Annotated in this window: 22 protein-coding genes and 1 pseudogene; 20 read left to right on the forward strand and 3 right to left on the reverse strand. The window is 53.3% G+C overall.

The window, feature by feature from the left end; all coding sequences use genetic code 11:
* The first annotated feature begins 315 nt into the window (after positions 1-315).
* The 3 genes from cysJ (at position 316) to cysH (ending at position 4645) form a co-directional block, all read left to right on the forward strand.
* Entirely contained in the window at positions 316-2115 is a 1800-nt protein-coding gene (cysJ, locus tag OGY83_RS20650) for an NADPH-dependent assimilatory sulfite reductase flavoprotein subunit (protein ID WP_286636808.1), read from the forward strand.
* Complete coding sequence (cysI, locus tag OGY83_RS20655) at positions 2115-3827, forward strand: assimilatory sulfite reductase (NADPH) hemoprotein subunit (RefSeq protein WP_286636809.1); 1713 nt, start codon at positions 2115-2117, stop codon at positions 3825-3827. The genes cysJ and cysI overlap by 1 nt, the downstream gene beginning before the upstream one ends.
* Positions 3828-3910: 83 nt before the next feature.
* The gene (gene cysH / locus OGY83_RS20660) at positions 3911-4645 is read left to right on the forward strand and encodes a phosphoadenosine phosphosulfate reductase (RefSeq protein ID WP_286636810.1); all 735 of its coding nucleotides are present in this window, start codon (positions 3911-3913) and stop codon (positions 4643-4645) included.
* 46 nt (positions 4646-4691) lie between these two features.
* Here cysH and OGY83_RS20665 read toward each other — a convergent pair whose 3' ends face one another.
* Positions 4692-5735: an aminopeptidase gene (locus OGY83_RS20665; protein ID WP_286636811.1), complete on the reverse strand. Its 1044-nt coding sequence runs from the start codon at positions 5733-5735 to the stop codon at positions 4692-4694.
* Between the two features lie 254 nt (positions 5736-5989).
* On the opposite strand from OGY83_RS20665, the gene cysD reads away from it, so the two are divergent.
* The 12 genes from cysD (at position 5990) to rpoS (ending at position 15817) form a co-directional block, all read left to right on the forward strand.
* On the forward strand, positions 5990-6898 hold the full coding sequence (gene cysD / locus OGY83_RS20670) for a sulfate adenylyltransferase subunit CysD (RefSeq protein ID WP_003034152.1): 909 nt from the start codon (positions 5990-5992) through the stop codon (positions 6896-6898).
* Positions 6899-6907: 9 nt separating this feature from the next.
* Positions 6908-8335, forward strand: a complete 1428-nt coding sequence (gene cysN / locus OGY83_RS20675; protein ID WP_286636812.1) for a sulfate adenylyltransferase subunit CysN — start codon at positions 6908-6910, stop codon at positions 8333-8335.
* Positions 8335-8940 (forward strand): adenylyl-sulfate kinase, encoded by a 606-nt coding sequence (gene cysC, locus OGY83_RS20680; RefSeq protein ID WP_079938717.1) that lies wholly within the window; start codon positions 8335-8337, stop codon positions 8938-8940. The genes cysN and cysC overlap by 1 nt, the downstream gene beginning before the upstream one ends.
* A 47-nt stretch (positions 8941-8987) precedes the next feature.
* Positions 8988-9311: a DUF3561 family protein gene (locus tag OGY83_RS20685; RefSeq protein WP_079938718.1), complete on the forward strand. Its 324-nt coding sequence runs from the start codon at positions 8988-8990 to the stop codon at positions 9309-9311.
* Between the two features lie 215 nt (positions 9312-9526).
* Entirely contained in the window at positions 9527-9838 is a 312-nt protein-coding gene (gene ftsB / locus OGY83_RS20690) for a cell division protein FtsB (RefSeq protein WP_003034163.1), read from the forward strand.
* A gap of 18 nt (positions 9839-9856) precedes the next feature.
* Positions 9857-10552, forward strand: coding sequence for a 2-C-methyl-D-erythritol 4-phosphate cytidylyltransferase (ispD, locus tag OGY83_RS20695; protein ID WP_079938719.1), 696 nt, complete (start codon positions 9857-9859; stop codon positions 10550-10552).
* 55 nt (positions 10553-10607) lie between these two features.
* Entirely contained in the window at positions 10608-11087 is a 480-nt protein-coding gene (gene ispF, locus OGY83_RS20700) for a 2-C-methyl-D-erythritol 2,4-cyclodiphosphate synthase (protein ID WP_003034167.1), read from the forward strand.
* Positions 11084-12133: a tRNA pseudouridine(13) synthase TruD gene (gene truD / locus OGY83_RS20705; protein WP_079938720.1), complete on the forward strand. Its 1050-nt coding sequence runs from the start codon at positions 11084-11086 to the stop codon at positions 12131-12133. Before ispF ends, truD begins: the two co-directional genes overlap by 4 nt.
* A complete protein-coding gene (gene surE, locus OGY83_RS20710) occupies positions 12114-12875 on the forward strand; it encodes a 5'/3'-nucleotidase SurE (protein WP_003825728.1) in 762 nt (253 codons plus the stop codon). Before truD ends, surE begins: the two co-directional genes overlap by 20 nt.
* Positions 12869-13495, forward strand: a complete 627-nt coding sequence (locus OGY83_RS20715) for a protein-L-isoaspartate O-methyltransferase (protein WP_123268046.1) — start codon at positions 12869-12871, stop codon at positions 13493-13495. Before surE ends, OGY83_RS20715 begins: the two co-directional genes overlap by 7 nt.
* A gap of 184 nt (positions 13496-13679) precedes the next feature.
* Positions 13680-14762 (forward strand): murein hydrolase activator NlpD, encoded by a 1083-nt coding sequence (gene nlpD / locus OGY83_RS20720; RefSeq protein WP_286636813.1) that lies wholly within the window; start codon positions 13680-13682, stop codon positions 14760-14762.
* A 62-nt stretch (positions 14763-14824) separates the two neighbouring features.
* Positions 14825-15817: an RNA polymerase sigma factor RpoS gene (rpoS, locus tag OGY83_RS20725; RefSeq protein ID WP_000081498.1), complete on the forward strand. Its 993-nt coding sequence runs from the start codon at positions 14825-14827 to the stop codon at positions 15815-15817.
* Positions 15818-15951: 134 nt separating this feature from the next.
* On the opposite strand, the gene OGY83_RS20730 is transcribed toward rpoS, so the two are convergent.
* Positions 15952-16356, reverse strand: a complete 405-nt coding sequence (locus tag OGY83_RS20730) for a MarR family winged helix-turn-helix transcriptional regulator (RefSeq protein ID WP_079938722.1) — start codon at positions 16354-16356, stop codon at positions 15952-15954.
* 160 nt (positions 16357-16516) lie between these two features.
* Between OGY83_RS20730 and OGY83_RS20735 the strand changes: the two genes are divergently transcribed.
* The 3 genes from OGY83_RS20735 to OGY83_RS20745 are packed head-to-tail and all read left to right on the forward strand — an operon-like array spanning position 16517 to position 18784.
* Complete coding sequence (locus OGY83_RS20735; protein WP_079938723.1) at positions 16517-17110, forward strand: non-oxidative hydroxyarylic acid decarboxylases subunit B; 594 nt, start codon at positions 16517-16519, stop codon at positions 17108-17110.
* A complete protein-coding gene (locus OGY83_RS20740; RefSeq protein WP_003825816.1) occupies positions 17110-18537 on the forward strand; it encodes a non-oxidative hydroxyarylic acid decarboxylases subunit C in 1428 nt (475 codons plus the stop codon). The genes OGY83_RS20735 and OGY83_RS20740 overlap by 1 nt, the downstream gene beginning before the upstream one ends.
* A 10-nt stretch (positions 18538-18547) precedes the next feature.
* On the forward strand, positions 18548-18784 hold the full coding sequence (locus OGY83_RS20745) for a non-oxidative hydroxyarylic acid decarboxylases subunit D (protein WP_032944812.1): 237 nt from the start codon (positions 18548-18550) through the stop codon (positions 18782-18784).
* A 92-nt stretch (positions 18785-18876) separates the two neighbouring features.
* Here the strand turns inward: OGY83_RS20745 and mutS are convergent, their stop codons facing one another.
* Positions 18877-21444, reverse strand: a complete 2568-nt coding sequence (gene mutS / locus OGY83_RS20750; protein WP_079938725.1) for a DNA mismatch repair protein MutS — start codon at positions 21442-21444, stop codon at positions 18877-18879.
* Positions 21445-21590: 146 nt separating this feature from the next.
* On the opposite strand from mutS, the pseudogene OGY83_RS25215 reads away from it, so the two are divergent.
* Both OGY83_RS25215 and OGY83_RS20755 read left to right on the forward strand, forming a co-directional pair.
* Positions 21591-21764 (forward strand): annotated as a pseudogene (locus OGY83_RS25215) (integrase); the annotation flags it as partial.
* 512 nt (positions 21765-22276) lie between these two features.
* Positions 22277-24709: a DMSO/selenate family reductase complex A subunit gene (locus OGY83_RS20755; protein WP_286636814.1), complete on the forward strand. Its 2433-nt coding sequence runs from the start codon at positions 22277-22279 to the stop codon at positions 24707-24709.

Consider the following 24709-nt stretch of genomic DNA (forward strand, 5'->3'; position numbering starts at 1 on the left):
CCAGTCACTTACTCATGTAAGCTCCCGGGGACTTGATCAGTTGCCGCCTCGATGCCTCTTAAATTATTTAGTGTATAAAAGGATGCTCAGCACCAAAGCTACATATTCATACAATCAATATTGATTAATTATTTATATATCAGATGCTTATATAATCTGTTTTGCTGTTAATAACTATAACTAAAACAGGTTAGTTCATTTGGTTATTTGTTATTTCTATCCCTTCTTTAATTGTTACTATCCCCGCCGTTAACCTTATCTTCAGTTTGGGTTTTATTGCTGAAATCCGCTTTGCTTACTGGAACATGACAACGCATGACGACACAGGCCCCACCTTCCGCTTTGCTACCGCTAAACCCGGAGCAACTGGCACGCCTTCAGGCGGCCACGACCGATTTCACTCCCGCACAGCTTGCGTGGGTTTCTGGCTATTTTTGGGGCGTGCTAAATCAGCAGCCTGGCAGCAATGCGGTGGCGACTGCGCCTGTCGCTGAAATGCCTGGCGTTACGCTTATCTCCGCCTCGCAAACTGGTAATGCGCGTCGTGTGGCGGAAGCCCTGCGCGATGATCTGATTGCCGCGAAGCTCAACGTCACTCTCATCAACGCTGGCGACTATAAATTCAAACAAATCGCCAATGAAAAACTGCTGATCGTGGTGGCGTCGACGCAAGGGGAAGGTGAACCGGCGGAAGAAGCCGTGGCGTTGCATAAATTCCTGTTCTCGAAAAAAGCGCCGAAGCTTGATAACACCGCTTTTGCCGTGTTTGGTCTTGGCGATACCTCTTATGAGTTTTTCTGTCAGGCAGGAAAAGACTTCGATACCAAATTGGCTGAGTTGGGCGGTGAACGTCTGCTCGATCGTGTAGATGCCGACGTTGAATACCAGGCCGCGGCTGCGCAGTGGCGTGCCCGTCTGGTTGATGTCCTGAAAGCGCGAGCGCCTGCGGCACCATCTGTGCAAGTGGCCGCGAGCGGTGCGGTAAACGAAGTACACTCCAGCCCATACACCAAAGAAGCGCCACTGACGGCGTCGCTTGCGGTGAATCAGAAAATTACCGGCCGCGACTCTGAAAAAGACGTGCGCCATATTGAAATTGATTTAGGCGATTCCGGCCTGCGTTATCAGCCGGGCGATGCGCTTGGCGTCTGGTATCAGAATGACCCGGCGCTGGTCAAAGAGCTGGTGGAACTGTTGTGGCTGAAAGGTGATGAGCCGGTCACGGTTGACGGCAAAACTCTGTCGCTCGCTGAAGCGTTGCAGTGGCATTTCGAGCTGACGGTTAACACCGGCAATATCGTAGAAAACTATGCCACCTTGACCCGTAGCGAAACTCTGCTGCCGCTTGTGGGTGACAAAGCGCAGTTGCAGCATTATGCCGCAACCACGCCTATCGTCGATATGGTGCGTTTCTCCCCGGCGCAACTGGACGCCCAAACGTTGGTTGATCTTCTGCGCCCGCTGACGCCGCGTTTGTACTCCATTGCTTCTTCCCAGGCGGAAGTAGAAAGCGAAGTGCACGTCACCGTGGGCGTGGTGCGTTATGAGATAGAAGGTCGTGCCCGTGCTGGTGGTGCTTCCAGTTTCCTTGCCGACCGCGTGGAAGAAGAAGGTGAAGTTCGCGTGTTCATTGAACACAACGACAACTTCCGTCTGCCAGCGAACCCGCAGACGCCGGTAATTATGATTGGACCGGGTACGGGGATTGCACCGTTCCGTGCATTCATGCAGCAGCGTGCGGCTGATGGAGCCGAAGGCAAAAACTGGCTGTTTTTTGGTAACCCACACTTTACCGAAGATTTCCTGTATCAGGTGGAATGGCAGCGTTACGTCAAAGAGGGCGTACTGAGCCGTATCGATCTCGCCTGGTCCCGCGATCAAAAAGAAAAAGTCTACGTACAAGATAAACTGCGCCAACAAGGCGTGGAACTGTGGCGCTGGATTAACGACGGTGCGCACATTTATGTCTGCGGCGACGCCAATCGCATGGCGAAAGACGTTGAGCAGGCTTTGTTGGAAGTGATTGCCGAATTCGGTGGTATGGATATCGAAGCGGCGGATGAATTTTTAAGTGAGCTGCGCATTGAGCGCCGTTATCAGCGAGATGTCTACTAATGAGCGAAAAACATCCTGGACCATTGGTGGTCGAAGGCAAACTGACTGATGCCGAGCGCATGAAGGTTGAGAGCAACTACCTGCGCGGTACTATTGCCGAAGATTTAAATGACGGCCTGACCGGCGGCTTCAAAGGCGACAACTTCCTGTTGATCCGTTTTCACGGTATGTACCAGCAGGACGACCGCGATATCCGCGCCGAACGTGCCGAGCAAAAGCTGGAGCCGCGTCACGCGATGCTGCTGCGCTGTCGTCTGCCGGGTGGGGTGATCACCACCAAACAGTGGCAGGCGATCGACAAGTTCGCCCATGACAACACCATATACGGCAGCATTCGTCTGACCAACCGTCAGACCTTCCAGTTTCATGGCATTCTGAAGAAGAACGTTAAGCCAGTACACCAGATGCTGCACTCCGTCGGGCTGGATGCGCTGGCGACCGCCAACGATATGAACCGTAACGTGCTGTGCACCTCCAACCCGTATGAATCTGAGCTGCACGCGGAAGCCTACGAGTGGGCGAAAAAGATCTCCGAACATCTGCTGCCGCGTACCCGCGCCTATGCAGAGATCTGGCTCGATCAGGAAAAAGTCGCGACCACTGACGAAGAGCCGATCCTCGGTCAAACCTATCTGCCGCGTAAGTTTAAAACCACGGTCGTGATCCCGCCGCAGAACGACATCGATCTGCACGCCAACGACATGAACTTCGTGGCGGTTGCTGAAAACGGCAAGCTGGTGGGCTTTAACCTGCTGGTAGGCGGTGGTTTGTCCATCGAGCATGGCAATAAGAAAACTTACGCCCGTACGGCAAGCGAGTTTGGTTATCTGCCGCTTGAGCATACGCTGGACGTGGCAGAGGCTGTGGTGACGACGCAGCGTGACTGGGGTAACCGTACCGATCGTAAAAACGCCAAAACCAAATACACGTTGGAACGCGTGGGCGTTGAGACCTTTAAAGCTGAAGTTGAGCGCCGGGCGGGGATCAAGTTTGAGCCGATCCGTCCGTACGAGTTCACCGGTCGCGGCGATCGTATCGGCTGGGTGAAAGGGATCGACAATAACTGGCACCTGACGCTGTTTATTGAAAACGGCCGTATCCTGGATTATCCGGGCCGCCCGCTGAAAACCGGTCTGCTGGAGATCGCGAAGATCCACAAAGGGGATTTCCGCATTACCGCGAACCAGAACCTGATCATTGCTGGTGTTCCTGAGAGTGAAAAGGCGAAGATCGAGAAGATTGCGCAGAAGAGTGGCTTAATGAATGCGGTGACTCCGCAGCGTGAAAACTCGATGGCCTGCGTCTCGTTCCCAACCTGTCCGCTGGCGATGGCGGAAGCCGAGCGTTTCCTGCCAACATTTATCGACAATATCGATACGCTGATGGCGAAACACAGCCTGAGTGATGAAAACATTGTCATGCGAGTGACCGGCTGCCCGAACGGTTGCGGTCGTGCAATGCTGGCGGAAGTTGGCCTGGTGGGGAAAGCACCCGGACGTTACAACCTCCATTTAGGAGGCAACCGTATCGGAACTCGCATTCCCCGGATGTTTAAAGAGAACATCACTGAGCCGGAAATTCTGGCATCGCTGGATGAACTGATTGGGCGCTGGGCGAAAGAGCGCGAAGCGGGTGAAGGCTTCGGTGACTTTACGGTGCGTGCGGGCATCATTCGCCCGGTGCTCGATCCTGCGCGTGATTTCTGGGAATAATGTGAAACTGACTTATCGGGTCTGCTCAATTTGTAGGCCTGATAAGCGTAGCGCCATCAGGCAAGGCAAACAGTGAGGAACTTATGTCCAAACTCGATCTCAACGCGTTGAACGAACTGCCGAAAGTTGAACGCGTTATGGCGTTGGCGCAAACCAACGACCAACTGGAAAAATTGAGCGCCGAGGATCGTGTGGCGTGGGCGCTGGAAAACCTGCCTGGTGAATATGTACTGTCATCAAGCTTTGGTATCCAGGCGGCAGTGAGCCTGCACCTGGTAAATCAGATTCGCCCGGATATCCCGGTGATCCTCACCGATACCGGTTATCTGTTCCCGGAAACCTACCAGTTTATTGATGAATTAACGGACAAGCTCAAGCTTAATCTGCAAGTCTACCGGGCAAAGGAAAGTGCGGCCTGGCAGGAAGCGCGCCACGGCAAACTGTGGGAGCAGGGCGTTGAAGGCATTGAGAAATATAATGACATCAACAAAGTCGAACCGATGAACCGGGCGCTGCAGGAGCTGCACGCGCATACCTGGTTTGCCGGTCTGCGCCGTGAGCAATCTGGCAGTCGTGCGCATTTGCCGGTGCTGGCTATCCAGCGCGGCGTGTTTAAAGTTCTGCCGATCATCGACTGGGATAACCGTACGGTTTACCAGTATCTGCAAAAACATGGCCTGAAATACCATCCGTTGTGGGATCAAGGTTATCTGTCAGTCGGCGACACCCACACCACCCGCAAATGGGAGCCGGGGATGGCGGAAGAAGAGACGCGCTTCTTCGGATTGAAGCGCGAGTGCGGACTGCACGAAGGGTAACAGGAAAGTGATCCGGTAAGATTTACACCCTATCGGACTCCCTTCTTCAGGATTTACCCGCTTTTGCCAGTTCTTTTACCAGCGGCAGCATAATGCGTACCACGTCGCGGCTACGGTGCTCTATCCGGCCCGGTAACGCTTTATCGATATGCTGCTGGTTATCCAGTCGCACATCGTGCCAGCTGTTGCCTGCCGGGAATGAGGCGCTTTTGGCTCGCTGTTGATAGCCATCTTTCTTGCCCAGGTTCCAGTTGGTCGCTTCAACGGAGAGAACGGCAATCCCTGCGTTGTCGAAGACCTCTGCATCGTTACAACATCCAGTGCCTTTCGGATAGTCTTTGTTCAGACCAGGATTGGTGCTGGCAACGATACCGCGACTGTGCGCGATAGCCAGTGCCCGGTCGCGCGTCAATTTTCGCACCGCTTCCGGGGTTTTCTTACCGCTATTGAAATAGAGCTTATCACCGACAATCAGGTTATCGAGGTTGATAACCAGCAGCGTGTTTTTCTTCTCTGCAGCGCTCATTCGCTTCAGAATGTTCTCCGCGCCCAGTTTGCCTTCTTCCTCACCGCTGGTGGCGATAAATCGAATACCGTACTGCGTCGGCACGTTTTTGAGTTTTTCCGCCAGTTCCAGCATCACGCCAACACCTGCGGCGTTGTCATCGATACCTTGCAGGGTTAATCCGCCCAGATTGGCATCTGAATCGGCGTCGCTTTGTGCGGCGTAGGTGTCGAGGTGCGCCATAATAATAATCTGCTGCGGCGCTTTGCCTTCATGTGCAGCAATAACGGTGCTTCCCGTTACGTTATGCCAGTTTTTACGGTTATCTTTAGCGGTATAAACATAACGGCTATTAAACGTCCGAATATCGCTGCTATAGCCCATCTGTTGAAATTGCTGACGTATATAATCAGCAGATAACATTTCTGCCGGAGATCCCGTCACGCGGCCTGGGAAAAACGTTGCAATATATCGAGCCTGGGTATTTGCGATATCTCCGGGCTTCGAAGATGTTGCCTGTGCAGGAAGGATGAAGCACGCGCCGAGCGCCATGGCTGCAAGAAGGTGGCGCAATGCGGAAAACATAGTGAGTCCTTAAATACCAAGCAGAAATTTTCAACCGCTAGTATGAAACCGTGATCGAGGTAAAACAATTTCATTTGCTCCTAAATGCCCGAATTCCGGTAGCTTAAGCACTTTTTGATATTTGCTTTTCCGGATCGTTATTCCTTTGAGGAACTACTCATTCCAATTCGTAATTTCATTCGTCCCCTTGCCCTCCCTATAGTCAGGTTATCTGAGCATCGTTAGCAATATAACGGCATTACATAGGAACGGTTATGGATCAAAAACGACTTACCCACCTGCGGCAACTGGAAGCGGAAAGCATCCATATTATTCGTGAGGTGGCCGCCGAGTTTTCTAATCCGGTGATGATGTATTCCATCGGCAAAGATTCCAGCGTAATGCTGCATCTGGCGCGTAAAGCGTTTTATCCTGGCACGCTGCCGTTCCCATTACTGCACGTTGATACTGGCTGGAAATTCAGCGAAATGTACGAGTTTCGTGACCGCACGGCGAAAGCCTACGGCTGCGAACTGCTGGTGCATAAAAACCCGGAAGGGGTGGCGATGGGCATCAACCCGTTTGTCCACGGCAGCGCCAAGCATACTGACATTATGAAAACAGAAGGGCTGAAGCAGGCGCTGAATAAATACGGTTTCGATGCCGCGTTTGGTGGTGCTCGTCGTGACGAAGAGAAATCGCGTGCCAAAGAGCGTATTTACTCCTTCCGCGATCGTTTTCATCGCTGGGACCCTAAAAATCAGCGCCCGGAGTTGTGGCATAACTATAACGGGCAGATTAACAAAGGCGAAAGCATTCGCGTCTTCCCGCTATCTAACTGGACCGAACAGGATATCTGGCAGTACATCTGGCTGGAAAATATCGACATCGTACCGCTGTATCTGGCGGCAGAACGTCCGGTGCTGGAACGTGACGGCATGCTGATGATGATTGATGACGACAGAATCGATCTGCAGCCCGGGGAAGTGATTAAAAAACGCATGGTGCGTTTCCGTACGCTCGGCTGCTGGCCGCTGACAGGCGCGGTGGAGTCGAATGCGCAGACGCTACCGGAAATTATCGAAGAGATGCTGGTCTCAACCACCAGTGAACGTCAGGGCCGCGTGATTGACCGCGACCAGGCGGGCTCCATGGAGCTGAAGAAACGTCAGGGGTATTTCTAAGGAGCCGCCATGAACACGACACTTGCACAACAAATTGCTAATGAAGGCGGCGTTGAAGCCTGGATGGTTGCCCAGCAACACAAAAGTCTGCTGCGTTTTTTAACCTGCGGTAGCGTGGATGATGGGAAAAGTACCCTGATTGGCCGTCTGCTGCACGACACGCGTCAAATTTATGAAGATCAGCTTTCATCGCTGCACAACGACAGTAAACGTCACGGCACTCAGGGTGAAAAGCTCGATCTGGCGTTATTGGTTGACGGCTTGCAGGCCGAGCGCGAGCAGGGCATCACCATCGACGTGGCTTACCGTTATTTCTCCACCGAGAAGCGTAAATTTATCATTGCGGATACCCCCGGCCATGAGCAGTACACCCGTAACATGGCGACCGGTGCGTCGACCTGCGATCTGGCGATCCTATTGATCGATGCGCGTAAAGGCGTGCTGGATCAGACGCGTCGTCACAGCTTTATCTCCACGCTGCTTGGGATCAAACACCTGGTGGTGGCGATCAACAAAATGGATCTGGTGGACTTTAGCGAAGAGACATTTAATCGCATTCGCGAAGACTATCTTACTTTTGCTGAACAACTGCCGGGCAGCCTGGATATCCGGTTTGTGCCGCTCTCTGCGCTGGAAGGCGATAACGTGGCTTCGCAAAGCGCCAGTATGCCGTGGTACAGCGGTCCGACGCTGCTGGAAGTGCTGGAAACCGTTGAGATCCAGCGCATTGTTGATACTCAGCCGATGCGCTTCCCGGTGCAGTATGTGAACCGACCGAATCTGGATTTCCGCGGTTATGCCGGAACGCTGGCTTCAGGTAGCGTGAAGGTCGGGCAGCGCGTCAAAGTGCTGCCGTCCGGCGTTGAGTCCAGCGTAGCGCGGATCGTGACTTTTGATGGCGATTTACAGGAAGCGCATGCGGGTGAAGCGATCACCCTGGTGCTGAAAGATGAGATCGATATCAGCCGGGGCGACCTGTTACTTGATGCCGGCGAAACGCTGCCGACAGTACAAAGCGCTGCTGTTGATGTGGTGTGGATGGCGGAACAACCGTTGTCGCCAGGACAGAGCTACGACATAAAAGTCGCAGGCAAGAAGACCCGCGCACGCGTAGATAGCGTGCAATATCAGGTCGATATAAACAACCTGACCCAACGTGACGTTGAAGCGCTACCGCTGAACGGCATCGGTCTGGTTAATCTGACCTTTGATGAGCCGCTGGTGCTGGATACCTATCAGCAGAATCCGGTTACGAGCGGGCTGATTATCATTGATCGCCTGACCAACGTTACCGTTGGCGCGGGACTGGTGCGTGAGCCAATCGCCCAGGAACTCGCCAGCGCTTCTCAGTTCAGCGCGTTTGAGCTGGAGCTTAATGCACTGGTGCGTCGCCACTTCCCACACTGGGGTGCGCGCGATCTGCTGGGAGGCAAATAATGGCGCTGCATGACGAAAACGTCGTCTGGCATGCCCATCCTGTTACACCGCAACAGCGGGAACAACGCCACGGTCATCGTGGTGTTGTGCTGTGGTTTACCGGGCTGTCAGGTTCCGGTAAATCCACGGTAGCAGGGGCGCTGGAAGAGGCGCTGCATAAGGTAGGGGTGAGCACCTATCTGCTGGATGGCGATAACGTGCGTCACGGGCTGTGCAGCGATCTCGGTTTTAGCGATGCCGATCGCAAGGAGAATATTCGTCGGGTTGGCGAAGTGGCTAACCTGATGGTAGACGCCGGCCTGGTGGTGTTGACTGCGTTTATCTCCCCGCATCGCGCCGAGCGACAAATGGTTCGCGAGCGCGTGGGCGAAGGGCGTTTTATTGAGGTTTTTGTCGATACGCCACTGGCAACCTGTGAAGCACGCGATCCAAAAGGGCTGTATAAAAAAGCGCGAGCGGGGGAGTTGCGCAATTTCACTGGAATTGATTCGGTTTACGAAGCGCCTGAATCGCCAGAGATTCATCTTGATGGTGAACAATTGGTAACAAATTTGGTTCCCCAATTATTAGACCTGCTGAGGCAGGAAGATATTATCAGATCCTGAGACACCCGAGCTTGCACGCCCGGTCAGTCACGGTCACAGGATTAGATATGCGTAACAGCCATAACATTACTATTACAGAGTCAGATACCTTCGCTGCCGACGACGAAACCACCTGGTCACTTCCAGGAGCCGTGGTCGGTTTTGTCGCATGGTTGCTGGCGCTGGGATTCCCGTGTCTGATGTATGGCCCTAACACACTGTTTTTCTTCCTCTATACCTGGCCCTTTTTCCTCGCGTTGTTGCCCGTGGCGATAGTGGCGGGTATTGCCCTGCATTCGCTATTGAAGGGACGGTTGCTGCTGAGCATTACCTGTTCCCTGCTGGTGGTTGGTGCAATGTTTGGCGCACTTTTTTTATGGTTATTAGGTTAAGATCACGTCTATTTCACATGATCGTCGCTGTTGTTCACTCTCTGGCCATAATTCAAACCGTAACCAACAATGAGATTATGTTCTCCTTACATGGGGTATACGTAACAACGGGCAAATGTGGTACATTTGCCCGCGTTGTCGCGGCATTCCCGTTCGTTGATGTAAAGTCGTCAGCGGAGTTTATGGGATGTTGATGCCGTTTTTCAGGGGGCAGGATGGGTAAACTAACGTTGCTGTTGCTGGCTTTATTAGTCTGGCTACAGTATTCGCTGTGGTTCGGTAAGAACGGCATACATGACTATAGTCGCGTCAACGATGATGTTGCGGCGCAGCAAGCTACAAACGCGAAACTTAAAGCGCGTAACGATCAGCTCTTTGCCGAAATTGACGACCTCAATGGCGGGCAAGAGGCTATCGAAGAGCGCGCGCGCAACGAACTCAGCATGACTAAGCCAGGCGAAACCTTTTATCGTCTGGTGCCTGACGCGTCTAAACGCGCTCAGACTGCAGGGCAAAACAATCGATAAACCGTCCAGGGATTTAACATGGCAGCCACTTTAATGGACGTTTGCGCCGTGGTGCCGGCTGCCGGGTTTGGCCGCCGAATGCAAACAGAGTGTCCTAAGCAGTACCTCTCTATTGGCAATAAAACCATTCTTGAACACTCGGTTGATGCGCTGCTGGCTCATCCCCGGGTGACGCGAGTCGTCATCGCTATCAGCCCAGGCGACAGCCGCTTTGCCCAACTGCCACTCGCAGCGCACCCGCAAATTACCGTAGTGGATGGAGGCAACGAGCGTGCCGATTCTGTCCTTGCCGGTTTACAAGCCGCAGGTGAGGCCAGTTGGGTACTGGTACATGATGCCGCGCGTCCGTGTCTGCACCAGGACGATTTATCCCGTTTGCTGGCAATAAGTGAAACCAGCCGCATCGGCGGGATCCTTGCCGCGCCGGTGCGCGACACGATGAAACGCGCGGAGCCGGGCCGAACAGACATCGCCCATACGGTCGATCGCACCGATTTATGGCATGCGTTAACGCCGCAATTTTTCCCTCGCGAGCTGTTGCACGACTGCCTGACCCGTGCGCTAAACGAAGGCGCAACCATTACGGACGAAGCCTCGGCGCTGGAATATTGCGGTTTTCATCCGCAGCTGGTCGAAGGACGCGCTGACAACATCAAAGTCACGCGTCCGGAAGATCTGGCGCTGGCGGAATTTTATCTGACCCGAACTATCTAGATACATCATTCTTCAGACTACCTGGAGGATACTGTGTATATCAGGAGAAGGCATAATGCGAATTGGACACGGTTTCGACGTACACGCTTTTGGCGGAGTTGGCCCAATTATCATTGGTGGTGTGCGCATCCCGTATGAAAAAGGATTGCTGGCGCATTCTGATGGCGACGTGGCGTTACATGCGCTAACTGATGCTCTGCTGGGCGCGGCTGCGCTGGGGGATATCGGCAAACTCTTCCCGGACACCGACCCGGCCTTTAAAGGTGCAGATAGCCGTGAATTATTGCGTGAAGCCTGGCGGCGTATTCAGGCCAAAGGCTATACGCTTGGAAATGTGGATGTGACGATTATTGCGCAGGCACCGAAGATGCTGCCGCACATTCCGCAGATGCGCGTGTTTATTGCCGAAGATCTCGGCTGCCATATGGATGATGTTAACGTGAAAGCGACCACCACGGAAAAACTCGGTTTTACCGGGCGTGGGGAAGGGATTGCCTGTGAAGCGGTGGCGTTACTCATTAAGGCAACGAAATGACTGCGTTTGAAGATCTGACGTATCTCCATGGCAAACCACTGGGCCATGGCGTTCTGAAAGCGAATCCGGAAGACTTTGTCGTCGTCGAAGATTTAGGCTTCGAACCCGATGGCGAAGGCGAGCACATTTTGGTGCGTATCCTGAAAAACGGCTGTAATACCCGTTTTGTGGCTGACGCGCTGGCGAAGTTCCTGAAAATTCACGCCCGTGAAGTGAGCTTTGCCGGCCAGAAAGACAAGCATGCGGTCACGGAACAGTGGCTGTGCGCGCGCGTGCCGGGCAATGCGATGCCTGATTTAAGCAAATTTGAGCTTGAAGGCTGTAAAGTGCTGGAGTACGCGCGCCACAAGCGTAAGCTGCGTTTAGGGGCGCTGAAAGGCAACGAATTTACGCTGGTGCTGCGTGAAGTAAACCAGCGAAATGACGTTGAAGCGCGTTTGCAGGCGATTAGCGAGCGCGGCGTACCGAATTATTTTGGCGCTCAGCGTTTTGGTATTGGCGGCAGCAACCTGCAAGGGGCGCTGCGTTGGGCGCAAAGCGATGCGCCGGTACGCGATCGCAATAAACGCAGTTTTTGGTTGTCGGCGGCCCGTAGCGCGTTGTTTAATCAGATAGTCAGTGAACGCTTGAAAAAAACAGACTTTAATCAAGTTGTTGACGGCGATGCGCTACAATTGTCGGGACGCGGAAGTTGGTTTGTCGCCACGCAGGAAGAGCAGACCGAATTACAGCGTCGCGTCGATGATAAAGAATTGATGATTACAGCGGCATTACCGGGCAGCGGTGAGTGGGGAACTCAGCGCGACGCGCTGGCGTTTGAAGCAGCCGCTATTGCCGATGAAACCGCGCTGCAATCGCTGTTATTGCGTGAGAAAGTCGACGCGTCGCGTCGCGCTATGTTGCTGTATCCACAACAATTAAGCTGGAACTGGTGGGATGACGTAACCGTTGAGTTACGCTTCTGGCTACCGGCAGGTAGCTTCGCCACCAGTGTTGTAAGGGAACTTATTAACACAATGGGTGATTATGCGTATATTGCTGAGTAACGATGATGGGGTCCACGCACCCGGTATACAAACGCTGGCGAAAGCGCTGCGTGAGTTTGCTGACGTACAGGTGGTTGCCCCGGATCGTAACCGCAGTGGCGCGTCTAACTCGCTGACGCTGGAATCCTCACTTCGCACGTTCACCTATGATAACGGTGATATCGCCGTACAAATGGGTACACCTACCGATTGCGTCTATCTGGGCGTGAACGCATTAATGCGTCCGCGTCCGGACATTGTCGTGTCTGGAATTAACGCAGGTCCTAATCTGGGCGATGATGTTATCTATTCCGGTACAGTTGCGGCGGCGATGGAAGGTCGTCACCTGGGGTTCCCTGCGCTGGCGGTCTCGCTTGATGGGCATAAACACTACGATACTGCTGCCGCAGTAACCTGCCGAATCTTACGGGCGCTGAGTCGTGAACCGCTGCGCACCGGGCGCATTTTGAATATCAACGTGCCGGATTTACCGCTGGATCAGATTAAAGGTATCCGCGTCACCCGCTGCGGTAGTCGCCATCCTGCAGATCAGGTGATCCCACAGCAAGACCCGCGCGGTAATACGTTGTACTGGATCGGGCCGCCGGGCGAAAAGTGCGACGCCGGACCGGATACGGATTTTGCCGCCGTCGATGAAGGCTATGTTTCCATCACGCCGCTGCATGTCGATTTAACCGCATATGGCGCGCATGAAGTTGTTTCTGACTGGTTAGACAGCGTGGGAGCCGACACGCAATGGTAAGCAGACGCGTACACACTCTTCTTGAACAATTACGTGCGCAGGGCATCAGAGATGAGCTTGTTCTCGATGCACTTGCCGCCGTGCCGCGTGAAAAATTCATTGATGAGGCGTTTGAACATAAGGCCTGGGACAATATTGCCCTGCCGATTGGCCAGGGGCAGACGATTTCGCAGCCCTATATGGTTGCGCGGATGACCGAGCTGCTTGAGTTAACGCCGCAGTCCCGGGTGCTGGAAATTGGTACCGGCTCTGGCTACCAAACGGCGATTCTGGCGCACCTGGTGCACCATGTATGCTCCGTGGAGCGCATTAAAGGTTTGCAGTGGCAGGCGCGTCGCCGCCTTAAACAGCTTGATTTACATAATGTTTCTACCCGTCACGGTGATGGATGGCAGGGCTGGCAAGCGCGAGCCCCGTTTGACGCTATCATTGTTACGGCAGCGCCGCCTGAGATCCCAACCGCATTGATGACGCAGTTGGATGAAGGCGGCATTCTCGTCTTACCCGTGGGCGATGAGCACCAGTTTCTGAAACGGGTGCGTCGTCGGGGAGGCGAATTTATTATCGATACCGTGGAGGCCGTACGTTTCGTTCCCTTAGTAAAAGGGGAGCTTGCGTAGATACTGGCGCTGAATACCTGGAGTTTTCCTGGATATTCTGGAATTAGTAAGCGTATCGTGGTCACGTTTCCAGTGCCCAGTCCGATGCCTTGCACGGTGATTACGTCACTGGTTTTAACCAAATTTTCCTGGGGGATAAATGAGCGCGGGAAGCCACAAATTTACCGTTCGCCGCATTGCGGCATTGTCACTGGTTTCATTATGGCTGGCAGGTTGTTCAAATACCTCGAATCCACCAGCACCGGTCAGTTCGGTTGGCGGCAGTGCATCATCGAACACCAGTTCCGGCATGCTGATTACGCCTCCACCAAAAATGGGCTCGACGTCGACAGTACAGCAGACGCCACAGATCCAGCCGGTGCAGCAACCAACCACTCAGCCAACACAAATCCAGCCTGTCGCACAGCAGCCTGTGCAGATGGAAAACGGTCGTATTGTGTACAACCGTAAGTATGGGAACATTCCGAAAGGTAGCTATACGGGCGGCAGTACCTATACTGTTAAGAAAGGCGATACTCTTTTCTATATTGCCTGGATTACCGGGAACGATTTCCGTGATCTTGCACAACGCAATAACGTTCCGGCCCCGTATGGTCTGAATGTCGGTCAAACTCTGCAAGTGGGCAACGCGTCGGGTACACCGATTACTGGTGGTAATGCTATTACCCAGGCGGATGCAGCACAGCAAGGAGTTGTGACCAACCCTGCACAAAATTCCACCGTTGCTGTTGCTTCGAAACCAACAATTACGTATTCTGAGGATTCAGGTGAACAAAGTGCTAACAAAATGTTGCCGAACAACAAGCCTGCTGGGACCGTTGTCACAGCGCCTGTAACGGCTCCAGCAGTTAGCGCAACCGAATCAACTGCAAGCTCAACGTCAACCAGCTCGCCAATCTCTACCTGGCGCTGGCCGACTGACGGCAAAGTGATCGAAAACTTTGCGGCTACCGAAGGTGGCAATAAAGGGATCGACATCGCAGGCAGCAAAGGACAGGCTATTGTCGCGACTGCAGATGGACGCGTCGTCTATGCCGGTAATGCGCTGCGTGGTTACGGTAATCTTATTATCATCAAACACAACGATGATTACCTGAGTGCCTACGCCCATAACGATACAATGCTGGTCCGGGAACAACAAGAAATCAAGGCGGGGCAGAAAATAGCTACCATGGGTAGTACCGGAACCAGTTCAACACGCTTGCATTTTGAAATTCGTTACAAGGGGAAATCCGTAAACCCGCTGCGTTATTTACCGCAGCGATAATTCGGCGGAACCAGGCTTTCACGTGCTAGTTCCGTTAGGGATCACGGGTAGGAGCCACCTTTATGAGTCAGAATACGCTGAAAGTTCATGATTTAAATGAAGATGCGGAATTTGATGAGAACGGAGTAGAGGCTTTTGATGAAAAAGCCTTGAGTGAAGAGGAACCCAGTGATAACGACCTGGCTGAAGAAGAGCTGTTATCGCAGGGGGCCACACAGCGTGTGTTGGACGCGACTCAGCTTTACCTTGGTGAGATTGGTTATTCACCACTGTTAACAGCCGAAGAAGAAGTTTATTTTGCGCGTCGCGCACTGCGTGGAGATGTAGCATCTCGCCGTCGCATGATTGAAAGTAACCTGCGTCTGGTGGTGAAGATTGCTCGTCGTTATGGCAATCGTGGTCTGGCATTGCTGGACCTGATTGAAGAGGGCAATCTGGGGCTGATCCGTGCCGTCGAGAAGTTTGACCCGGAACGCGGGTTCCGCTTCTCAACATACGCAACCTGGTGGATCCGCCAGACGATCGAACGGGCGATTATGAACCAAACCCGTACGATCCGACTGCCGATCCACATTGTAAAAGAGCTGAACGTCTATCTGCGTACCGCGCGTGAGTTGTCGCATAAACTGGACCACGAACCGAGCGCAGAAGAGATTGCTGAACAACTGGATAAACCGGTTGATGACGTCAGCCGTATGCTCCGACTCAACGAGCGTATTACCTCGGTAGACACCCCGCTGGGTGGCGATTCCGAAAAAGCGTTGCTGGATATTCTGGCCGATGAAAAGGAAAACGGTCCGGAAGACACCACGCAAGACGATGATATGAAACAGAGCATCGTCAAATGGCTGTTCGAACTGAACGCCAAACAGCGTGAAGTGCTGGCACGTCGTTTTGGTCTGCTGGGGTACGAAGCTGCGACACTGGAAGATGTTGGCCGTGAAATTGGTCTCACTCGTGAACGTGTTCGCCAGATTCAGGTTGAAGGTCTGCGTCGTCTGCGTGAAATCCTGCAGACTCAGGGACTGAATATCGAAGCGCTGTTCCGCGAGTAAGCACAAGTTCTATCAAGAAAGGCCAGTCTCATTGGGACTGGCCTTTTTCTTTAATGTTATCGCTTATCGGTCGGCACATATTGACCGATGTCGCTTTGCTTATCGGGCCTACAAGACGTCACTCGTAGCCGCCATTACCCCATCATCTTACGCACCAGTTGCGTAAACTGCTCGCGTTCTTCTTCGCTAAGTCTGCCCAGAAACTCATCATCCACGCTATCGCCTAACGGAGTTGCGCTGGCCAGTAATGCTTCTCCTTGCGCGGTCAAATAAACAAAGCGTCGACGCTTATCTGCCGGGTCATGTTCACGCCTGACCAGTTCCCGTTTTTCCATTCGGCTCAGCATTTCCGCAAGGGTTGCCTTGGTACAAACTGCGGCTTCGGTCAGGGCGACCTGCTCAATGCCGGGACGTTCAGCAATGGCGCGCATCACCGCATACTGTGGTTTGGTCAGGTCCGGTAATTCATGTTGCCAGCGGGACGTATGCTGCTGGAAGAGCTGACGTAAAAGGTGAAATGCTTTATTTCGTAACGGCATGAGCGCTCCGGAATTCCTGTCAGTCTCTATCATAGCGGGTTACGCATCTTTTTTTAACAATTGCGGCTTTAGCGATCTGTGCGAGATGGCCTTGCCCGGAATGTCATGTGGGAGTATTTTAATCAAAACGTTCGTACACGAACAAAAATTGAGAAGCTAAATGAGATTGATTGTCGGAATGACCGGGGCAACCGGCGCGCCGCTTGGTGTGTCGCTACTGCAGGCTCTGCGGGAAATGCCCGAGGTGGAAACCCATCTGGTGCTGTCAAAGTGGGCCAAAACCACTATTGAACTGGAAACGCCGTACAGCGTTCGCGATGTGTCTGCGTTGGCCGATTTTTGTCACAACCCGGCGGACCAGGCGGCGACCATCTCCTCCGGATCGTTTCGCACTGACGGCATGATCATTATCCCCTGCAGTATGAAAACCTTGGCCGGTATTCGTGCAGGCTACGCGGAAGGGCTGGTGGGGCGCGCTGCTGATGTGGTGCTGAAAGAAGGACGCAAGCTGGTTCTGGTTCCGCGTGAAATGCCACTGAGCACTATTCATCTGGAAAACATGCTCGCACTTTCCCGCATGGGCGTGGCGATGGTCCCGCCAATGCCTGCGTATTACAACCACCCGCAAACGGTCGATGACATCACTCAGCATATCGTTGCGCGTGTGCTCGATCAGTTTGATCTGGAGCATCCAAACGCCCGTCGCTGGCAGGGTTTACGGCAGGCACAGAATTTTGCACAGGAGAATGAATAATGGCATTTGATGATTTGCGCAGCTTTTTGCAGGCGCTGGACGACCAGGGACAATTGCTGAAAATCAGTGAAGAAGTCAACGCTGAGCCGGATCTGGCTGCGGCAGCCAACGCAACCGGGCGCATTGGCGACGGTGCGCCAGCGCTGTGGTTTGACAATATTCGTGGTTTTACCGACGCCCGTGTGGCGATGAACACTATTGGCTCGTGGCAGAATCACGCTATCTCTTTAGGGCTGCCGCCAAATACCCCGGTGAAAAAACAGATTGATGAGTTTATCCGCCGTTGGGATAAATTTCCGGTTACGCCGGAGCGTCGCGCCAACCCGGCATGGGCTGAAAACTGTGTTGATGGTGATGAGATCAACCTGTTTGATATTCTGCCGCTGTTTCGCCTGAACGATGGCGACGGCGGTTTCTATCTCGATAAAGCCTGCGTGGTGTCGCGCGACCCGCTGGATCCGGACAACTTCGGCAAGCAGAACGTCGGCATTTATCGTATGGAAGTGAAGGGCAAACGCAAGCTTGGCCTGCAGCCGGTGCCGATGCACGATATCGCGTTGCACCTGCATAAAGCCGAAGAGCGCGGTGAAGATCTGCCGATTGCCATCACGCTGGGTAACGATCCAATCATCACTCTGATGGGCGCCACGCCGCTGAAGTACGATCAGTCGGAATACGAAATGGCGGGAGCGCTGCGTGAAAGTCCGTACCCGATCGCTACCGCGCCGCTCACCGGCTTTGACGTGCCATGGGGTTCAGAAGTGATCCTCGAAGGGGTCATTGAAAGCCGTAAACGTGAAATCGAAGGTCCGTTTGGCGAGTTTACCGGGCACTATTCCGGTGGACGTAATATGACGGTCGTGCGTATCGATAAAGTCTCTTATCGCACCAAACCTATTTTTGAATCGCTGTATCTGGGGATGCCGTGGACGGAGATTGACTACCTGATGGGGCCGGCAACCTGCGTACCGCTGTATCAACAGTTGAAAGCCGAATTCCCGGAAGTGCAGGCAGTAAACGCCATGTACACCCATGGTTTACTGGCGATTATCTCCACCAAAAAACGCTACGGCGGCTTTGCCCGCGCGGTGGGGCTGCGCGCAATGACAACGCCACATGGCCTGGGTTACGTGAAAATGGTGATTATGGTTGATGAGGATGTTGACCCGTTCAACCTGCCGCAGGTGATGTGGGCGCTGTCTTCGAAGGTCAATCCGGCGGGCGATCTGGTGCAACTGCCGAATATGTCGGTGCTGGAGCTTGATCCGGGTTCCAGTCCGGCGGGGATTACCGACAAGCTAATTATTGATGCGACCACGCCGGTTGCGCCGGATAACCGTGGGCACTACAGCCAGCCGGTATGCGATTTACCAGAAACGAAAGCCTGGGCAGAAAAATTGACCGCCATGCTGGCCAACCGTAAATAAGGAGTAGCAGATGATTTGTCCACGTTGTGCCGATGAACATATTGAAGTGATGGCAAACTCGCCGGTAAAAGGTGTCTGGACGGTATATCAGTGCCAGCATTGTCTGTACACCTGGCGTGATACCGAGCCGCTACGCCGCACCAGCCGTGAGCACTACCCGCAAGCGTTTCGCATGACGCAGAAGGATATTGATGACGCACCGATGGTGCCGAGTATTCCACCGCTGTTGGCAGAAGATAAGCGCTAATCAACACGCCGGGTGCGGCTTCGCTTTACCCGGCCTACATATAGCGGTATTTTGTAGGCCCGATAAGCAAAGCGCCATCGGGCATTACAACGTTACACCAGACTCTTCAACCGATAGATCCACTCCAGCGCCTGGCGAGGCGTTAGCGAATCCGGGTCGAGATTTTCCAGTGCTTCAACGGCGGGCGACGTTTCTTCCGGAACCGAGAGCAGCGACATCTGTGTGCCGTCGACCTGAGTTGCGGCAACATTTGGTGCGATGCTTTCCAGTTCGCGCAGTTTTTGCCGCGCGCGTTTAATAACCTCTTTTGGTACACCAGCCAGGGCAGCTACCGCCAGACCATAGCTTTTGCTTGCCGCACCATCTTGTACGCTGTGCATGAAGGCGATGGTATCGCCGTGCTCTAACGCATCAAGATGCACATTTGCTACACCTTCCATTTTCTCCGGTAACTGAGTCAGTTCGAAGTAGTGGGTGGCAAACAACGTTAATGCTTTGATTTTATTGGCCAGGTTTTCCGCGCACGCCCACGCCAGCGACAGGCCGTCGTAGGTGGAGGTGCCGCGTCCAATCTCATCCATCAGCACCAGGCTGTTCTCGGTGGCGTTATGCAGAATGTTGGCGGTTTCGGTCATTTCTACCATGAAGGTAGAACGGCCGGATGCCAGATCATCCGCCGCGCCCACGCGGGTAAAGATGCGATCGATAGGCCCGATCTCCACTTTCTGCGCCGGAACGTAGCTGCCGATGTAGGCCAGCAGCGCAATCAACGCAGTCTGGCGCATATAGGTACTTTTACCCCCCATGTTCGGGCCGGTGATAATCAGCATCCGTCGCTGAGGCGAGAGGTTAAGCGGGTTGGCGATAAACGGTTCGGTCAGCACCTGTTCAACCACCGGATGACGTCCCTCGGTAATACGAATACCGGGTTTATCGGTGAAGGTCGGGCAGGTGTAATTCAGGGTATAAGCTCGTTCCGCAAGGTTGACCAGTACGTCCAGCTCTGCCAGCGCGCTGGCGCTTTGTTGCAAATCAGCCAGGTGCGGCAGCAGCATGTCGAACAGCTCGTCGTACAGCTGTTTTTCCAGCGCCAGCGCTTTGCCTTTTGACGTCAGAACTTTGTCTTCGTACTCTTTCAGCTCCGGAATAATGTAGCGTTCGGCGTTTTTCAACGTCTGGCGGCGCACGTAGTTAATCGGTGCCAGATGACTCTGCCCGCGACTGATCTGAATGTAGTAGCCGTGAACGGCGTTAAACCCAACCTTCAGCGTATCGAGGCCGGTGCGCTCGCGCTCACGGATTTCCAGTCTGTCCAGATAGTCGGTTGCGCCATCAGCCAGCGCTCGCCACTCGTCCAGTTCTTCGTTATAGCCCGGGGCGATGACACCACCGTCGCGAACCAGCACTGGCGGCGCTTCCACCACGGCGCGTTCCAGCAGTTCACGCAGCTCGGCAAACTCACCCATTTTCTCACGCAGCATCTGCACGGGGGCACTGTCTACGCTTTCCAGTTGCGCGCGCAGTTCCGGTAATTGCTGGAAGGCATGACGCATACGGGCCAGATCGCGCGGGCGCGCAGTACGCAGGGCCAGGCGCGCCAGGATACGTTCCAGATCGCCGACCTGACGCAGCACGGGTTGCAATTCACTGGTGGAATCCTGTAGCGCGCCGATGGTCTGTTGGCGCTCAGTGAGGACTTTGGTGTCGCGGACCGGCATATGCAGCCAACGCTTAAGCATACGGCTGCCCATCGGCGTCACGGTACAGTCGAGTACTGAAGCCAGCGTGTTTTCAACGCCGCCCGCCAGGTTCTGGGTGATTTCCAGATTGCGGCGCGTGGCGGCATCCATAATGATGCTGTCCTGCTGACGCTCCATGGTGATAGAACGAATATGCGGCAGCGAGGTGCGCTGGGTATCCTTTACGTATTGCAGCAGACAGCCGGCTGCGCATAATCCGCGCGGGGCATTTTCCACGCCAAAACCAATCAGATCCCGCGTGCCAAACTGCAGGTTTAGCTGCTGGCGAGCAGTATCGATTTCAAATTCCCATAGTGGACGACGACGTAATCCGCGACGTCCCTCAATCAGTGAGGTTTCAGCGAAATCTTCGGCATACAGCAGTTCAGCGGGATTGGTGCGCTGCAATTCTGCGGCCATAGTCTCGCGGTCAGCAGGTTCACTGACGCGAAAACGCCCGGAGCTGATATCCAGCGTGGCGTAGCCGTAACCTTTACTGTCTTGCCAGATAGCAGCCAGCAGGTTGTCCTGGCGTTCCTGCAACAGCGCTTCATCACTGATGGTGCCAGGCGTGACGATACGCACTACTTTGCGCTCAACCGGACCTTTGCTGGTTGCCGGATCGCCAATCTGCTCACAAATAGCAACGGACTCACCCTGGTTGACCAGCTTAGCGAGGTAGTTTTCTACCGCATGATGAGGAATGCCAGCCATCGGAATTGGCTCGCCCGCAGATGCGCCGCGCTTGGTCAGGGAGATATCAAGCAGCTGAGACGCGCGTTTCGCGTCGTCATAAAACAGTTCGTAAAAGTCGCCCATGCGGTAAAACAGCAATATTTCCGGATGCTGGGCTTTCAGCTTGAGATACTGCTGCATCATGGGTGTGTGGCTAGAGAAGTCCGTATCAAGTGACTCTTTCATATCGCTTTTGCTCTTTTTTTAATCTTTTTAGGGACCTGGGCAGTCTCACGTGAGACCCTGGAAACTCACATAAACCCACAAATTTGTATACCAGAAGTGTGCTATCTGCTATCTGGTATGCACACTTGAACTACTTGTCCGGATTGATGAAAATGACGCTCCATCAATCTATTATAATCAATAAGTTACCTACCAGCAGCAAACCTGAACTCGACACAGTTGGAAAAGTTCTCTATTTACTCAACCCTGGATGAAAAGCCTATCTTATCACCGACAACCACCGCGATTCACCCGTTGGATTTTGTGTCAAAATCAGGGCCGCTACACCGAGAGTAGCATTACATGAATATGAGCAGGATTGTTGGTTTCGATACTGCCAAATCTGTTTTTCGGGTCTGCGTCTGGTTGACGATATTTATTCGCTACTCGTGTCTATTATTCTCAATGTATATTCTATCGTTATATATATTGTGTATATGAGAATGTTACCCAAGAACATGCCGTGGTACCAGGCGTGATTTTGTTTACTCTCACCGCAAAAATAAGAATTATATTGCTCTTGTCATAGGGTATACATGCTCGTAATATATGTAATTATATATCGAACGTACCCTCTGTTGTTCCATTTTTATCTCTTATTTGTAACTGAAGATATCATCTTCAGTTAAATCCCTGCTTTTTATCAGATGAAAAGTGATAAACCTGTCATGTTTTTTTTTGCTCCATTTCTCCGTAAAAATTCGCTTGATCATAATCAACAATAAATAATATTTAACCCTTTATAGTTATTCATTAATAATAAATATGGATGCAATGTAGGGAAATAAAAAAGATGGAAATAAAAGAGTGGTTAAATACAACGCTGTCCCGACGGGATGCGGTAACTGGCACTGCGAAAATAGGGGCTGCCGTTGCGCTCAGTAACGCAATTACGTTGCCTTTCTCTGCTACCGCACAGGCCGAAACGATCGCTGCGCCAACGCAAGGCGGCAATGGTGAAACCGTTCGCCACAGTGCTTGCCTGGTTAACTGTGGCAGTCGTTGCCCGCTGAAAGTGATCGTTAAAGATGATCGTATTGTGCGTATTGAACCGGAAGACGCAAAAGACGATACGATATTTGGTGAGCACCAGATTCGTCCGTGTTTGCGTGGACGCTCCAGTCGCTGGCGGGTATATAGCCCAGACCGGATTAAATATCCGATGAAACGCGTAGGTAAACGCGGTGAAGGGAAATTCAAGCGTATTTCCTGGGATGAAGCGACAGTATTTATCGCTGCAGAATTAAAACGCGTGACGGAAAAATATGGCCGTGAGGCAATTTATTATAATTATCAATCTGGCGCTTATTATCATACTCAGGGCACGCCAGCCTGGAAACGTTTGCTAAATCTTACCGGCGGCTATTTAAATTATCATAACACCTATTCCACGGCGCAAATTGCCACTGCAACGCCATACACCCACGGCGTATATGTCGGGAGTCACTTTACGCAAATTGCTCATTCCGATCTGGTGGTGCTGTTTGGTCTGAATTTGTCGGAAACGCGCATGTCAGGTGGCGGACAGGTGGAAGAGTTACGCCGCGCGCTGGAAGCCTCAAAGGCGCGGGTGATCATTATCGATCCGCGTTATACCGACTCGGTGGTTACCGAGCATGCCGAATGGCTGCCGATTCGCCCGACGACCGATGCCGCGCTGGTGGCGGGTATCGCGCACACGTTGATTACCGAACAGTTGATTAATGAAGCTGAGGTGAATAAGTACTGTGTAGGTTATGACATTAGCACACTGCCCGAAGGCGCCGCGCCGAATGCCAGCTATAAAGACTACGTGATCGGTAAGGGCGATGACGGCATCGCTAAAACGCCGGAGTGGGCGGCTGAGATCTCTGGTATTCCGGCGGCGCGTATTCGGCAACTGGCGCGTGAAATAGCCTCGGCACGCGCCTGTTACATTTGTCAGGGTTGGGGACCGCAGCGTCATGCCAACGGTGAGCAAACCGTGCGCGCCATTCAGACGCTACCTGCGCTGACGGGCCACTTTGGCCTGCCGGGAACTAACAACGGTAACTGGCCTTATGGGACCCCATACGGCGTGCCGCTGCTACCGATTTTGACCAACCCGATCAAAACCTCTATTCCTTGCTATCTCTGGACGGATGCGATTCAACGTCCGGAAATCATGACGGCTACCACGATGGGCGTGAAGGGGGCGGATAAACTGAAAACCGGCATCAAGCTGTTCTTCAACCAGGCCGGTAATGCGCTATTGAACCAACACGGTGAAACCAACCGTACGCGCAAAATTCTCGCGGATGAAAACTTGTGTGAAACCATTGTCGTCATTGAAAACCACATGACGCCGAGCGCCAAGTACGCCGATCTCTTACTGCCTGAAACCAGCTATCTCGAAGCGGAAGATCTGGTGGACAGTTCCTATGCTGCGGGCTCTCACAACTACATGATCGCCATACAGAAAACGGTCACGCCGATGTGGGAAGTGCGTAGCACCTACGATATCTGTGCCGATATTGCTGGGCATCTGGGGTTGCGTGAGCAGTACACCGAAGGGCGGACACAGGCGCAGTGGGCAGAAATGCACTATCAGCAGATCCGCGAAAAACGTCCGTACCTGCCGGAATGGAAAGTGGCAAAAGAGATGGGGGTCATCGACCAACGTATCGCGACAGACAAACAGAGCCTGGCGTTTGCTGACTTCCGTGCTGATGCTGTGGCGAACCCGCTGACCACGCCGTCTGGCAAGATTGAGATTTATTCGCAGGCGCTTGCCGATCTCGCAAAAGCGTGGACGCTACCGGAGGGCGATCGTATCCCGGCGGTACCGGAGTTCTGCGCAGTGACAGAGTCGCATCTGAACAAAGCGCTGACCGCGAAGTATCCGCTGCAGTTGAGCGGTTTTCACACCAAAGGTCATACCCACTCAACCTATACCAACGTACTGATGCTGCATGAAGCGGTACCTGATGAAGTGTGGATCAACCCGATAGATGCCAGTGCGCGACAGCTGAACTCCGGGGATCTGGTGCATGTGTTCAACGATCGCGGCGTGGTGGCGATTCCCTGCAAGGTGACTCAGCGCATTCTCCCTGGTGTGGTGGCGATGCCACAGGGGGCGTGGACCCGACTGGACAGCAACGGTGTGGACGTTGGCGGGTGCATCAACACCCTGACCAGCCATCTGCCGTCGCCGCTGGCGAAAGGAAACCCACAGCATACCAACCTGGTTGAAATCAAACGCGCTTAA

It is taken from the genome of Citrobacter sp. Cpo090, assembly GCF_030332665.1.
GTDB lineage: Bacteria > Pseudomonadota > Gammaproteobacteria > Enterobacterales > Enterobacteriaceae > Citrobacter > Citrobacter portucalensis.